14 protein-coding genes are annotated in these 13305 nt (G+C 73.8%); 11 read left to right on the top strand and 3 right to left on the bottom strand.

The window, feature by feature from the left end:
* The first annotated feature begins 33 nt into the window (after window positions 1-33).
* The 3 genes from ACU4ZT_RS15385 (at window position 34) to ACU4ZT_RS15375 (ending at window position 2766) form a co-directional block, all read left to right on the top strand.
* The gene (locus tag ACU4ZT_RS15385) at window positions 34-1005 is read left to right on the top strand and encodes a hypothetical protein (protein ID WP_445337510.1); all 972 of its coding nucleotides are present in this window, start codon (window positions 34-36) and stop codon (window positions 1003-1005) included.
* 379 nt (window positions 1006-1384) lie between these two features.
* A complete protein-coding gene (locus tag ACU4ZT_RS15380; protein WP_445337509.1) occupies window positions 1385-1771 on the top strand; it encodes a hypothetical protein in 387 nt (128 codons plus the stop codon).
* A 113-nt stretch (window positions 1772-1884) separates the two neighbouring features.
* On the top strand, window positions 1885-2766 hold the full coding sequence (locus tag ACU4ZT_RS15375) for a patatin-like phospholipase family protein (protein WP_270981829.1): 882 nt from the start codon (window positions 1885-1887) through the stop codon (window positions 2764-2766).
* 82 nt (window positions 2767-2848) lie between these two features.
* Here ACU4ZT_RS15375 and idi read toward each other — a convergent pair whose 3' ends face one another.
* Complete coding sequence (gene idi / locus ACU4ZT_RS15370; RefSeq protein ID WP_270981830.1) at window positions 2849-3421, bottom strand: isopentenyl-diphosphate Delta-isomerase; 573 nt, start codon at window positions 3419-3421, stop codon at window positions 2849-2851.
* 44 nt (window positions 3422-3465) lie between these two features.
* Between idi and ACU4ZT_RS15365 the strand changes: the two genes are divergently transcribed.
* From ACU4ZT_RS15365 to ACU4ZT_RS15345, 5 genes are read left to right on the top strand one after another with little or no spacing between them, the layout of a single operon-like run.
* A complete protein-coding gene (locus ACU4ZT_RS15365) occupies window positions 3466-4536 on the top strand; it encodes a polyprenyl synthetase family protein (protein ID WP_414748857.1) in 1071 nt (356 codons plus the stop codon).
* The gene (gene crtI / locus ACU4ZT_RS15360) at window positions 4533-7193 is read left to right on the top strand and encodes a phytoene desaturase family protein (protein WP_445337508.1); all 2661 of its coding nucleotides are present in this window, start codon (window positions 4533-4535) and stop codon (window positions 7191-7193) included. The genes ACU4ZT_RS15365 and crtI overlap by 4 nt, the downstream gene beginning before the upstream one ends.
* A complete protein-coding gene (locus ACU4ZT_RS15355) occupies window positions 7193-7537 on the top strand; it encodes a lycopene cyclase domain-containing protein (protein ID WP_063070994.1) in 345 nt (114 codons plus the stop codon). Before crtI ends, ACU4ZT_RS15355 begins: the two co-directional genes overlap by 1 nt.
* Window positions 7534-7902, top strand: a complete 369-nt coding sequence (locus ACU4ZT_RS15350; RefSeq protein ID WP_063070995.1) for a lycopene cyclase domain-containing protein — start codon at window positions 7534-7536, stop codon at window positions 7900-7902. Before ACU4ZT_RS15355 ends, ACU4ZT_RS15350 begins: the two co-directional genes overlap by 4 nt.
* Window positions 7895-8791 (top strand): prenyltransferase, encoded by an 897-nt coding sequence (locus ACU4ZT_RS15345; protein WP_063070996.1) that lies wholly within the window; start codon window positions 7895-7897, stop codon window positions 8789-8791. Before ACU4ZT_RS15350 ends, ACU4ZT_RS15345 begins: the two co-directional genes overlap by 8 nt.
* A gap of 28 nt (window positions 8792-8819) precedes the next feature.
* Here ACU4ZT_RS15345 and ACU4ZT_RS15340 read toward each other — a convergent pair whose 3' ends face one another.
* Window positions 8820-9194, bottom strand: coding sequence for a hypothetical protein (locus ACU4ZT_RS15340; protein WP_270981835.1), 375 nt, complete (start codon window positions 9192-9194; stop codon window positions 8820-8822).
* Window positions 9195-9268: 74 nt separating this feature from the next.
* Here ACU4ZT_RS15340 and ACU4ZT_RS15335 point away from each other — a divergent pair, with 74 nt between their 5' ends.
* Complete coding sequence (locus tag ACU4ZT_RS15335; RefSeq protein WP_063070997.1) at window positions 9269-10000, top strand: SGNH/GDSL hydrolase family protein; 732 nt, start codon at window positions 9269-9271, stop codon at window positions 9998-10000.
* On the opposite strand, the gene ACU4ZT_RS15330 is transcribed toward ACU4ZT_RS15335, so the two are convergent.
* The gene (locus ACU4ZT_RS15330) at window positions 9997-11037 is read right to left on the bottom strand and encodes a LysR family transcriptional regulator (RefSeq protein ID WP_445337507.1); all 1041 of its coding nucleotides are present in this window, start codon (window positions 11035-11037) and stop codon (window positions 9997-9999) included. The two genes, ACU4ZT_RS15335 and ACU4ZT_RS15330, sit on opposite strands and share 4 nt — an antisense overlap.
* A 102-nt stretch (window positions 11038-11139) precedes the next feature.
* On the opposite strand from ACU4ZT_RS15330, the gene ACU4ZT_RS15325 reads away from it, so the two are divergent.
* A complete protein-coding gene (locus tag ACU4ZT_RS15325) occupies window positions 11140-11571 on the top strand; it encodes a DUF5997 family protein (protein ID WP_063070999.1) in 432 nt (143 codons plus the stop codon).
* Between the two features lie 78 nt (window positions 11572-11649).
* Window positions 11650-13110: a DUF2079 domain-containing protein gene (locus ACU4ZT_RS15320; protein ID WP_063071000.1), complete on the top strand. Its 1461-nt coding sequence runs from the start codon at window positions 11650-11652 to the stop codon at window positions 13108-13110.
* Window positions 13111-13305 lie beyond the last annotated feature (195 nt).

Here is a 13305-nt window from a genome sequence, read left to right as displayed (position 1 = left end):
GCGCATAAACTGATGCTGGAGGAAGCGATGGACATGAGCGCGGCATTGGGCGAGCTGGCCGCAGCGGGGTTGTCCCTCGTGCCGGAGAGCGCGATCGCGTTCCGCTCGGCAGACGGGCGTCGCGTCCTCAAGGGGGCGACTCGACGCGCACCGACCCCGTCCGACATCCGCGACGACCTCGAGCGGCTGCATCCCGATGAGCGTGTGCTGTACGTCGTCGACCGCCTCACGCCATCGCTCCGGGCCGCCGCGGTGCGGGATCCGCGACTCGTCTTCCTGGACCTCTCGACCGGCGACGCGTGGATGGACGCGCGCGCGCCGCACGTCGATCGACCCGAGCGCGATCCGGCGCCGAAGCGCGGACGTCCCCCGTTCGGGCAGCTCGCCGTGGCCCGCGCGCTCCTCCTCGGAGGACGCTTCCGGCGACAGCGGGACATCGCGGAGCTGCTCGGGCTCACGCAATCCGCTGTGTCCCAGTCGCTCACGCGTCTGGGTGACGGCGTCGTCCGGACGGCGGCGGGCTTCGAGGCGGGGGACCGGGCGCTGCTCCTCCGCCTCGCCGACGAGGAGTACCCGGGAGCGGGCGGCATCACGACGCACTGGTGGCACGACGGCGATCTCGAGACGCAGGCGCGGATGGCGCAGGCGCAGGGCGGCGTCGTGCTGTCCGGCGATCTCGCCGCACGACGCATCAGCGCGTGGAGGAAGCCCGAGCGGGTCACCACGTACGCCCCGACCGGCCTCGACGCGGCGAGACTCGGCTTCGCCCTCGCGGACGCCGCTGACCACACGCTCTCCATCACCGTCCCCGCGGACAGGACGCTCTTCGCGACCGCGCGCGCCTTCGGCGCAGCGCCAGGGCTCGCCGATCCGGTCACCATCGCGCACGACGTGGAGCGCACGGGCAGCACCGGCGACCAGCAGGAGGCGGCCGAGCGGATCCGCGCCCTGATCCTCCGGGGCGCGTGGCGTCCCGGTGGTGTCGGCCGCGACGGGGTCGCATGACCGTGCCGTCCGCCCACCTCGTCGCCGGCGGCTCGGAGGACGACGCGGCCTTCGTCGCGCTCCGCGACCTCTCGCGGGTGCTGGAAGCGCATCCCGACGCGCGCGTGATCGGCGGACACATGGTCGGACTCATCGCCGCCGCGTTCCCGAGCCCCGGCCTCGTCGAGCGGCGGACAGGCGATGCGGATGCCGGCATCCCCGTCGAGCTCGCCATGACGGCTCCGTGCACGCGGCGCTCGTCGCCGCCGGCTACAGGGACATCTCGGGGAACAGGTACGTCCGCGGAGAGGCGGAGCCCCTGCCGACCATCGATCTCCTCGTCCCCGCCCTGACCGGCCGGTTCTCCGATGGGCTCCATGGCGGCCGCCGGCTCGATGCCATGCCCGGCCTCCACCTCGCCATGGCGTCGCCGTTGCGTCTCGACGCGTCGCTCCTGCTCCAGGACGGGACGGAGCTGTCGGCACCGGTGGTCGTCCCCGGCCTGGAGGCGGCCGTGGTCCTCAAGGCGTACGCGTGGCGTGGACGTGGAGGGCAGACGGTGAAGGACGTCACCGACCTGTCGAACCTCCTCCATGTCCGCGAACGGCATGGTGACGCCGCCGGTTCCTGGACGCTCGGGCGGCCGGGCCTCACCGGCGCCCGCGGAGATGCCCAGCAGCACCTGCATGCCCTCGCCGACCGCCTCGCCGGCCGTTCGGCCCGCCAGCTCGCGGTCGATCCCCGCCGACTCGCCGTCCTCATCGGGCGGCACGTCGCCCGCCCCTGAGGACCGCCGCCGAGGTGCGGGAGCGCGCATCCAGCTGCCGTCCGCCTCGCGGTCGCCGCGCTCGTGGATGATGGTCGGGGACCCGCACCGGGCGGGCCGGGACAGGAGCGACCGTGAGCAGAGCGCAGGCATCGGACGAGCAGGGCACGACGCGGGGACTGGTCCTCGGCGGCGGCGGCGTCGCCGGCATCGCGTGGGAGACCGGGCTGCTGTCGGGCCTGATCGCCGCGGGCATCGACCTCGACGCGGCGGACGCCGTCGTCGGCACGTCGGCCGGATCCGTCGTCGCGATCAACCTGCGCGCGGGCGCCATCGACGCCGCCTACGACGAGCACTTCGTCGACGTGGCGGGCATGGCCGAGCCCACCGGCAGCCGCGACCTCTCCCGCACGATCGAGGTCATCGGCGAGGGCGTCGTGAGCACCGCGGGCGAGATCCCGACGCGCCAGAGGATCGGCGAGTTCGCCCTCGAGGAGTACGACCCCGAGGTGGACGACGCCGCGAGCGTCGAGCGCATCGGCCAGCTGCTGCCGATCCACGACTGGCCCGAGAAGGACCTCCGCATCACCGCGGTCGACGCCGGCACCGGCCGCTTCACCGTCTTCGACAAGGACTCCGGCGCCGACCTCGTGCGCGCGTCCGCCGCGAGCTGCGCCGTCCCCGGCGTGTTCCCGCCCGTCACCATCGACGGCCGCCCCTACATGGACGGCGGCATGCGCTCCGGCACGAACGCCGACGTCGTCGCCGAGCACGAGCGGATCCTCGTCATCGCGTGCGGCCCCGAGGCGCCCGCCTCCGGCATGGGCCCGACGCTCTCCACCGTCGTGCAGCAGCTGCGCGGCCGGGCCGAGGTGCTCGTGATCCAGGCCGACGCGGAGAGCACGGCCGCGTTCGGCGAGAACTCGCTCCTGCTCTCGACCCGCAAGGTCTCCGCCGAGGCGGGCCGCCGCCAGGCCGAGCGCGTCGCCGACGAGGTCCGCGCGTTCTGGGGGTGATCCCGCCCGCCCGCCCGCCGGGTGCGCGACGAGGGGCCCGGCCGCGCGAAGCGGCCGGGCCCCTCGTCGGTGGAGCGTCGGATCAGACCGTGGGCACGGCCGCCGCATCCGGCGAGCCGGCGTGCGCCGGGTGCTCCGGGTACAGCAGCGGCAGCTGCAGCGTGAGCCACGGGCTGAAGGCCCACGGCGTGTGGGCGACCGCGGGGATCAGCTCCTCGGGATCCGCCCACCGGTACTCGCCGACCTCCTCGGGTCGCGGATCCACCGGCGTGGCCGCCACGGCGCGGAACACCGGGCAGATCTCGTTCTCGACGATGCCCGCGGCGTCGGTCGCGCGGTAGCGGAAGTCGGGCAGCACGAGCTCGACCGAGGCGAGGGTGAGCCCGAGCTCCTGCTCGGCGCGGCGGTGCACGGCCTCGAGCATGTCCTCGCCCGGTGCGGGGTGCCCGCAGAACGAGTTCGTCCAGACGCCGGGCCAGGTGAGCTTGCCGATCGCGCGGCGCGTGACGAGGATCCTGCCCTCCGCATCGAACACGTGGCACGAGAACGCGAGGTGCAGCGCGGTGTCGCGGGTGTGGACCGTCGCCTTCGGCGCCGTCCCGATGGTCTCGCCGTCGTCGTCCAGGAGGACGACGAGCTCGGTGTGCTGTGACATGCGCTCCCTGCTTTCCGTTACCGCCTCGATGTTAGGTTTCATCCGTGGACGCCACCAACCTCGCTGCCGTCTCCACATCGAGGCAGGCCCACGTGAACGGCGTGCTGGATGCGTTCTTCGCCCGCTCCCTCGTCCGCGCCGAGGCCATGGGCGACGAGTACGTGAAGCTGTGGCGCACGCTGGAGTCCAACACGGCCGGCGGCAAGCGCTTCCGTCCCCGCATGGTCATGGCCGCGTACGACGGCCTCGGCGGCCAGGACGTGCAGGCCGCGGCCCACGTCGGCGCCGCGTTCGAGATGCTCCACACCGCGCTCATCGTGCACGACGACGTCATCGACCGCGACTTCACCCGGCGCGGCGGCCCCAACGTCTCCGGTGCCTACCGCGACATCGCCACCACCCAGGGCCTGCCCCAGCCGCTCGCCGAGCACCGCGGCATGTCGGCCGCCGTCATCGCGGGCGACCTCGCGCTCGTCAACGCGTACCGCCTCATCGACGCGAGCGGCGTGCGCGACCTCACCCGGTCGCACCTGCTCGAGATCCTCGACGACGCCGTGTTCGCGTCCGCCGCGGGCGAGCTCATCGACGTCGAGTTCTCGCTCACGGCGGACGTGCCGAGCGTCGAGGAGATCCTCCGCATGGAGCGCCTCAAGACCGCCGTCTACTCGTTCGAGGCGCCGCTGCAGGCCGGCGCCGTGCTCGCGGGCGCGCGCCCCGAGGTCGTGGCCGCGCTCGGCGACTTCGGCCGGGACATCGGCATCGCCTACCAGGTGGTCGACGACGTGCTCGGCGTCTTCGGCGATGAGGAGGAGACCGGCAAGACGAACCTCGGCGACCTCCGCGAGGGCAAGCGCACCGTGCTCATCGCCCACGCCGTCCGCTCCTCGGAGTGGCGGGAGATCAGCGCGCTCGTCGGCAAGGACGACCTCTCCCGCGGCGAGGCGGCCCTCGTGCGCTCGGTGCTGGAGAGCTCCGGCGCCCGCGCGTTCGCCGAGGGCGTGGCGCGCGACCTCGCGACGGCCGCGTGCGCGCGCCTCGAGGACCCCGTCGTGCCGGAGGCGCTCCGCCGGGAGCTCGCGCCCGTCGCCGAGTCCGTGCTCGGGCGCATCCGATGACGCGTCGCCTGCCCGGCCGCCGGCCCGCCGCCCCCGAGGCGCCCACGGGCCTCGAGAAGTACGACCGGGTGGCGCAGGACACGGCCTCCGTCGTGATCCGCCGCTACTCCACCTCCTTCGGCCTCGCCTCGCGCCTCCTCGGCGCGGACGTGCGCCAGCACATCGAGAACGTGTACGCGCTCGTGCGCATCGCCGACGAGATCGTCGACGGCGCCGCGGCCGGTGCCGGCGTGGATCCCGCGCACGTCGAGGACCTGCTCGACGCCCTCGAGCAGGAGACCGAGGACGCGATGCTGCGCGGCTACAGCACGAACCTCGTCGTGCACGCGTTCGCCATCACGGCCCGCCGCGCCGGCTTCGGCGCCGAGCTCACCGCGCCGTTCTTCGCCTCCATGCGCATGGACCTGCGGCGCATGGAGCACACGCCCGCCTCCTTCACGGAGTACGTCTACGGATCCGCGGAGGTCGTCGGCCTCATGTGCCTCCGCGCGTTCCTCATGGGCCACCCCACCACGCGGCCCGAGCGGATCCGGTTCGAGGAGGGCGCCAAGCGCCTGGGCGCCGCGTTCCAGAAGGTCAACTTCCTGCGCGACCTCGCCGCCGACCACGACGCGCTCGGCCGCAGCTACTTCCCGGGCGTCGACGTCGCGTCCTTCTCGGAGGCCGACAAGGAGCGCATCCTCGACGACATCGACCACGACCTCCGCATGTCCGGCGCCGTGATCCCCGACCTCCCCGCCTCCAGCCGCCGCGCCGTCGCGCTCGCGCAGGGCCTGTTCGCCGAGCTCGCCGTGCGGCTCCGCGACACCCCGGCGGCCGAGCTGGCGCGCACGCGCGTGCGGGTGCCGGATCCGGTCAAGGCCCGCATCGCGCTCGCCGCCGCCACGGGCGCCGAGCCGTCTGGCGTCGACGGCCGCCTCGTCCGCCGCTCGCGCGCGCCCCGCGTCCACGGCGCGCGATCCACGCCCGCGTCCCGCGCGGAGACCGACGACCACAACGACCACGACGACCACGACCACCGCCCCGCCCCGTCCGACCCCGAGCAGCAGGAGAGCGCCATGACCGCACCCACCGCCATCGTGATCGGCGGCGGGATCGCCGGCCTCGCCTCCGCCGCGCTCCTCGCCCGCGACGGCTACCGCGTCACCCTCGTCGAGGGCCGCGACGAGGTCGGCGGCCGCGCCGGATCGTGGGAGCGAGACGGCTTCCGCTTCGACCTCGGCCCGAGCTGGTACCTCATGCCGGAGGTGTTCGACCACTTCTTCAAGCTGATGGGCACGAGCGCCGCCGAGCAGCTCGACCTGGTGCGCCTCCCCGGCTACCGCGTGCTCTTCGAGGGCGACCCGGATCCCATCGACATCCGCGACTCCCGCGAGGCCAACCTCGACCTGTTCGAGAGCGTCGAGCCCGGATCCCGCCCCGCGATGGCCCGCTACCTCGACTCCGCGAAGGAGGTCTACGAGATGGCGAAGAAGCGCTTCCTCTACACGACCTTCGCCGACTACCGCCCGCTGCTGAAGCGCGACATCGTCACCCGCACCGGCACGCTCGGGAAGCTCCTGCTCACGCCGCTCGAGACGCACGTGGCCCGCTATGTGAAGGACCGCCGTCTCCGCCAGATCCTCGGCTACCCGGCCGTCTTCCTCGGCTCCTCGCCCAAGCTCGCGCCGAGCATGTACCACCTGATGAGCCACCTCGACCTCGAGGACGGCGTGCTCTACCCGCAGGGCGGCCTCATCACCGTGATCGACGCCATCGAACGGGTGGCCCGTGCCGAGGGCGTCGAGATCCGCACGGGAGCGCCCGTCTCGCGCATCCTCACCGAGCCGACGAAGGCCGGCAAGGCGCGGGCGCGCGGCGTGCAGATCACCACCGACGCCGGCACCGAGACGCTCGACGCCGACGTGGTCGTCTCCACCGCCGACCTGCACCACACCGAGACCGAGCTGCTCCCCGAGGCGTTCCGCACCTACCCGCAGGCGTACTGGGACAAGGCCACCGCGGGCCCGGGCGCCGTGCTCGTGTACCTCGGGGTGAAGGGCGAGCTGCCCGAGCTGCACCACCACACGCTGCTGTTCACCGAGGACTGGGACGAGAACTTCTCCCGCATCTTCCCGCCGAAGGGCGGCACGACCTCGGTGCCGGATCCCGCCAGCATCTACGTCTGCAAGCCCAGCGCCACCGACGGCTCGGTCGCGCCCGCGGGCCACGAGAACGTCTTCATCCTCGTGCCGATCCCCGCCGACCCGACCATCGGCCGCGGCGGCATCGACGGCGCCGGGGACGCGCGCGTCGAGGAGATCGCCGACCGCGCCATCCAGCAGATCAGCGACTGGGCCGGGATCCCCGACCTGGCCGAGCGCATCGTGCTCCGCCGCACCTCGGGCCCCGGCGACTTCGCCGCCGACCTGCACTCGTGGAAGGGCACCATCCTCGGGCCCGCGCACACGCTCTCGCAGTCGGCCATGTTCCGTGCCGGCAACACGAGCAAGCGGGTCGACGGGCTGCACTACGCCGGCGGATCCACCATCCCCGGCATCGGCCTGCCCATGTGCCTCATCAGCGCGGAGATCCTCGTGAAGCGCCTCCGCGGCGACACGTCGACCGGCCCCGGCGCCGAGCCGCTCGTGCGCACGGTCGGCCGCCCGGTGGTCTGATGGGCCTCCTCTACCTCGCGGCCCTCCTCGTCACCCTCGGCTGCATGATGCTCGTCGACCGGCGCTGGCGTCTGTTCTTCTGGCGCGACCGCACCGCCGCGGCCGTCACCACGCTCGTGGGCGTCGCCTTCTTCCTCGCCTGGGACGTGGCCGGCATCTCGCAGGGCATCTTCTTCCGCGGCGAGACGCCGTTCATGACGGGCATCCTCGTGGGCCCCGAGCTCCCGCTCGAGGAGGTCTTCTTCCTCACGCTGCTCTGCTACCTCACGATGAACCTCGTCAACGGGTTCAGCCGCCTCGCCGACCACCACGTCGCCCGGGCGAGGGAGCGCGCGAACCGATGAGCTACCTCGTGCTCGACCTGCTGTTCCTCGCTCCCGTCGCGGTCGTCGGGTTCCTGTTCCGTCGCCTGCTGCTGCGCGAGGCCAACGCCGTGCCGTACGGATCCAGCCGCTTCGACTACCCCGAGTACTACTGGTACCGGCGGATGCCCGTCGCGATACTGCTCGTGATGACGCTCCTCTTCGACAACATCATGATCAAGGTCGGCCTCGTCGGGTACGACCCCGACAAGCTCGTGGGCCTCGTGCTCGGCTACGCGCCCATCGAGGACTTCGCCTACGCGATCGCGGCCCTCGTGCTGCTGCCGGCCGTCTGGTACCTGCTGCGCCGCCGCCGCAGCGTCTCCGGCATCGAAGCGCATGAGTGACGTGCGGGCCCGGCCCGGCGCCGCGGAGATGATCCGCACCATCGCGCTGTCGTCCCGCCCGCTCTCCTGGGTCAACACGGCCTTCCCGTTCGCGGCCGCCTACCTCACGGTCACGCGCGAGCTCGACCTCACGGCGGTGCTCGGCACGCTCTACTTCCTCATCCCGTACAACCTCGCGATGTACGGCATCAACGACGTCTTCGACTACGAGTCCGACATGCGGAACCCCCGGAAGGGCGGAGTGGAGGGCGCGGTGCTGGCGCGCGCGATGCACCGGCCGGTGCTGATCGCGGTGCTCGTCACGAACGTGCCGTTCCTCGCGTACCTCGTGGCGGTGGGATCCGCGGCGAGCCTCGCCGTGCTCGCCGTGAGCGTGTTCGCCGTGATCGCGTACTCGCTGAAGGGCCTCCGCTTCAAGGAGCGGCCCATCCTCGACTCGCTCACCTCGAGCACGCACTTCACGTCGCCCGCGGTCTTCGGCATCGTGCTCGCGGGCGGGACGTTCACGCCCGGGCTGTGGGCGATCCTCGCGGCGTTCTTCCTCTGGGGCGTCGCCTCGCACGCGTTCGGCGCCGTGCAGGACATCGTGGCCGACCGCGAGGGCGGCATCTCCTCCATCGCGACCGTGCTCGGCGGCGCCGCCACCGTGCGGATCGCGGTGCTCGCCTACGCCGCGGCCGGCGTGGCGATGCTGTTCACGGGCTTCCCTGGCATCGTCGCGGCCGCGCTCGTGATCCCGTACATCCTCAGCACCGCGCCGTTCTGGTCGATCCGCGACGAGGACGCGGAGGCGGCGAACCGCGGTTGGCGGCGCTTCCTCGGCCTCAACTTCCTCTCCGGCTTCGTGGTGACGATGCTGCTCATCGCGTACTGGCTCGCCACGCCCTGATCCGCGACATCGGCGACGGCGCCCGCGCTCAGTAGTGCGTGGGCATCATCCCCATGGCGAGCTCGCGGTGACGCCGGGCGTGCTCGCCCGCGAACGAGAGCAGCTCCATGTCGTGCTCGCGCATCCAGTCGATGGCCGCCTCCAGCGTGACCGCGGTGGAGACCCACACGCGGCGGCCGGACGCGTCGACCGCGTCCGCGTAGACCTCGTAGACGGGTTCCGCGCCGGCGGCGCGCACCGTGGGCACGACGTAGCCGAGCACGGGCTGCGACGCGACCTGCACGCGCCAGGCGCCCTGGTGGTAGCGGGCGTGCGGGTGGTGGACGAGGGGCTCGGGCTCGCGGGTCATCGGATGCTCCAGGTGGTGGGTCGAGGGCGCGAGCACCCGGCCGTGCTCGTGCACGACGATAGGCTCGGCCTCCGACACGGGGGTGTTCGGCGCATGATGGAACGACGCCCCTCGATCCCCAGGAGCCCATGACCCCGCCGATCCGCGTCCTCCACCAGGCCGTCCGCCCCTTCGTGGCGGCGAGCCTGCGCGGCGGCATCCCCACCCCGCTCACCGCGACCGTGCCCACGGACGCGCCGGTCGGCGTGGTGCCGGGTCCCGACCCCGACCGGATCCTCGCGCTCGGCGGCATCGGCGGATCCGGCGTGGGCCTCCGCACGCACGCGGACGGTGTCGTCGCGCAGTCGGCGCAGGCGCTCGCGGCGCTCACGGGCCGCGGGGTGGAGTGGCGCACGGTGCCGCTCGCCGACCAGCACCTCACCGCCACGCAGGAGGCCGTGCGGCAGGTGACGGAGCTGCACCGCTACGACGTCGTGCTCGTGATGCCCGGGGTCGCCGACGCGCTCGAGCTCGCGCGCATCACACCCTGGGTCCACCGCCTCGAGGACCTGCTCGACCACCTCGTGGAGCAGACCGCCGACAACTCGATCGTGCTCGTGTCCGACGTGCCGCAGGTGTCGCAGTACGTGGAGGCCGGCGCGTTCGTGCGCGGCCTCTTCCGCGACCACGCCGCGTACCTCTCCCAGCGCAAGGCCGAGGTGTGCGCGCGCTTCCCGCAGGCCGTCTCGGTGAAGCTGCCGGATGCGGGCCCGGTCGACTTCGTGGGCGGCGAGTTCCGCTACACGTCCATGTACCGGCGCTGGGGCGAGCACGTGGCCGGGGTCGTCGCCGACCTGCAGGCCGCGCGCGGCGGGATCTAGCGGCCGCGTCGACCGCCCCGCGGCGGGGGAGTGCGCCCGCCGCCCGTGCCGCCGGATCCGCCCTTCGGCGTCGGCTTCCCGCCGCCCTTCGCGCCCGCGGCGCCCGGCTTCCCCGCGGCCTTGCGCGCGGTCTTCTGCGCGGCCGTGGGCTTCCGGCGGTCGCGCTCGTCGTCGTCGCGCGCCGACCGCGAGCTCGCCGCGGTCCGCCCGCGGACGATGCCCACGAGCTCCTCGATGTGCGGGCTGGCGTCTCCCTCGCGCCAGGCCACGGCGATCCGCGTCTCCGGCAGGTCGTGCACCGGCACCGCGACCACGTCCTTGCGCGCGTGCAGCCGGCCGAGCGCGTGCGGCACGACGACGAAGCCGACGCCCGCGGCGACCAGCTCGACGGCCGCCGCCACGTCGTCGGGCATCGGCACCGGATCCGCGCCGGCCGTGCGCCCCGGCCAGCCCGGCACCTCGTCCGCCGGCTGCAGGAGCAGCTCCTCGGCGAGGTCGGTGATCTCGATCGCATCCGCGGTCGCGTGCGCGTGCTCCTTGGGCAGGATCGCGACCTGCACCTCGCCGTAGATCGGCACGATCGTGAGGCCGCGGCCGTCGACGGGGAGGCGGAGGAACGCGACGTCCACGGATCCGTCGACGAGGGACGGCGCCGCATCCGGCTCGGCGAGCGGCACGACCCGCAGCGGCACGTCCGGCACGCGCTCGTCCCACGCGCGGGTCCACTTGGCGACCGTCACGCCGGGCACGATGGCGACGACCAGCCCGCGCGGCGGGGCGGCGGCCTCGGCGGCGAGTCGCGCGTCGTCCGCGTCGATCGCGGCCCGGGTCTCGGCGAGGCGCGCCTCGCCGTCCGGGGTGAGGCGCGTGGGCCCCTCGTCGCGCACGAACAGCTCGACGCCCCAGAGCGCCTCGAGGTCGAGGATCGAGCGGCTCACGGCGATGCGCGAGACGTTCAGGGCCTTGGCGGCGCGGGCGAAGTGCAGTTCGTCGGCCACGGCGGCGAAGCGCCGGAGGGCGGTCGGGTCGGCGTCCACGGGAGTCCCCTCGATGGCCCGCTCGGTGGTGGCGCGTGAGCGGCGGCGGGTCCGATCCAGGCTAGTGCAGGGCGCCCGGGGCCCCGACGGTACCCTGGGCACATGACGAGCCCCGGATCCAGCCAGACGATGAAGGCCGCGACCGCGGCGAAGAAGCTGGGCGTGCACCTCCCGGCGACCCCCGTGGAGTTCCAGGAGTCGACCCCGTCCCGCGCGGAGCTCGCCGAGATGACCGCGAACCCGCCGGAGTGGCTGGCCACGCTGCTGCGCGACGGCCCGCACCCGCGCCCGGTCATCGCCGGCAAGCTCGGCGTCTCCATCGCCGGCCTCGCCCGCGGCGGCGTCGACGAGGCGCTCACCACCGCCCAGATCAAGGAGCTGCTCCAGGCCCCGCCGCAGTGGCTGGTGCAGGAGCGCGCGACGCAGGCCGAGGTGCGCGAGGAGCAGATCCGCGTGAAGAACCGCGACGCCGGCCGCGCCGCCATGGCCGCGGAGCGCGAGCGCCAGGAGGGCGCGGGCGGCTCGCGTCGCTGAGGCCACCCGCCGTCGCTGAGCGGATGGGCCGGGGATCGCCACGCCCTCATCCCGCGCCCGCGTGAGACCCTTGCTCGCGTGACCAGTCCGAACGCCCCGTCCCGCCCCCGCGACGCGGACGCCGCCGAGCCGGATCCCGCCTCCGACGTCCCGGGGCTCCTCACCGGGTCCCGCGTCCCCGGCACCGTCGGCGTCGTCATCGTCGCCGCGCTCGTCACCGCCGTGTACGTGCTGTACTCCGCGCTCCAGTGGCGCCGCTTCACCGTGAAGTCGTGGGACACCGGCATCTTCACCCAGCTCGCGCAGGACTACTCGCGCTTCCAGGCGCCGCTCGTCTCCATCAAGGGCGACGGCTTCAACCTCATGGGCGACCACTTCCACCCGATCCTCGTGCTGCTCGGCCCGGTCTACGCCGTGTGGCCGCACGCCTTCGCGCTGCTCGTGGTGCAGGCGGTGCTCATCGGCATCTCGGTGGTGGGGGTAGGGCGCCTCGCCGGTCGCGTGACCGGGCGCTGGGGCGCCATCACGGTGGCCGCCGCGTACGGGCTGAGCTGGGGCATCCAGGGCGCGGTCGCGTTCCAGTTCCACGAGATCGCGTTCGCGCTGCCGCTGCTGGCCTTCGCGCTCGACGCGGTGATCGCCCGACGGGCCCTCGCCGCCGCGCTCTGGGCCGCGCCGCTCGTCTTCGTGAAGGAGGACCTCGGCCTCACGGTCGCCGTCCTCGGCGCGATCATCGCCCTCACGATGGACCGCCGCGTCGGCATCGCGCTCGCCGGCTGGGGCGTGGCGTGGTTCGTGCTGGCGACCACCGTGATCCTCCCCGCGTTCAACCGCGAGGCCCGCTGGGACTACGCGTCGAAGCTCGACGCCGGCGGCGCGCTCGCGGATCCGTTCGGCACGCTCTGGGGGCTCTTCGCGGCACCCAAGGTGGAGACCGTCGCGTTCCTCGTGCTCGCGGGCGCGCTGATCGCCGTGCGCTCGCCGCTCCTCCTCCTCGTGGTGCCGACGCTGGCCTGGCGCTTCCTGGCCCCCACCGAGGCGTACTGGGCGCCCGGCTACCACTACGACGCGGTGCTCATGCCCATCGTGTTCGCGGCGGCGATCGACGGCGTCGTCCGGGCGCGTGGCGGCGGGCAGCGATGGCTCGCGAACGCGTCGCGCGCGACCGTGCCCCTGCTCGCCGTGGCCGCGGTCCTGCTGTTCCTCCGCTCGCCCCTGATGGAGCTCGGGAAGCCCGCCGCGTGGCAGCCGTCGCCGCGGGCCGCGCAGGCGCAGGCCGCGCTCGACCACGTGCCGGCCGGCGCGAGCGTGCTCAGCGACATCGGCCTCATGTCGTACCTCGTCGACGACCACGAGGTGTACTGGCTCGGCAACCCGGGCAACCCGGCGCCGCAGTACGTGGTCATCGACACGCTCGGCGGCGGGCTCGGAGCCGGCGCCCTCTCGGCCGACCAGTACGGCGCGGCCACGCAGCCGGGCGCCGCCTACCGGATCGTCTACTCCGAGGCCGGGTACCAGGTCGCGGAGCGGGTCTCCTAGGCGGATCGCGGATCCCGCCGGGCCGGGTTCGCGGATCCTGCCCGGGTTCGCGGATCCCGGCCCGGTGGGCGGATCCCGCCCCGGTCGGCGGTTCGCGGCCCGGCGCATCGCGGCGACCGGCCCGCCGTCCCCGCGCACGCGAGGAGGCCGGGCGCTCCCCCGAGCCGCCCGGCCTCCGCGTGCACGCTCCTCGCG

Source organism: Clavibacter davisi (assembly GCF_052751415.1).
Note: the sequence above shows the minus strand (reverse complement) of the source record. Positions and strands in the feature narration are given on the sequence as shown.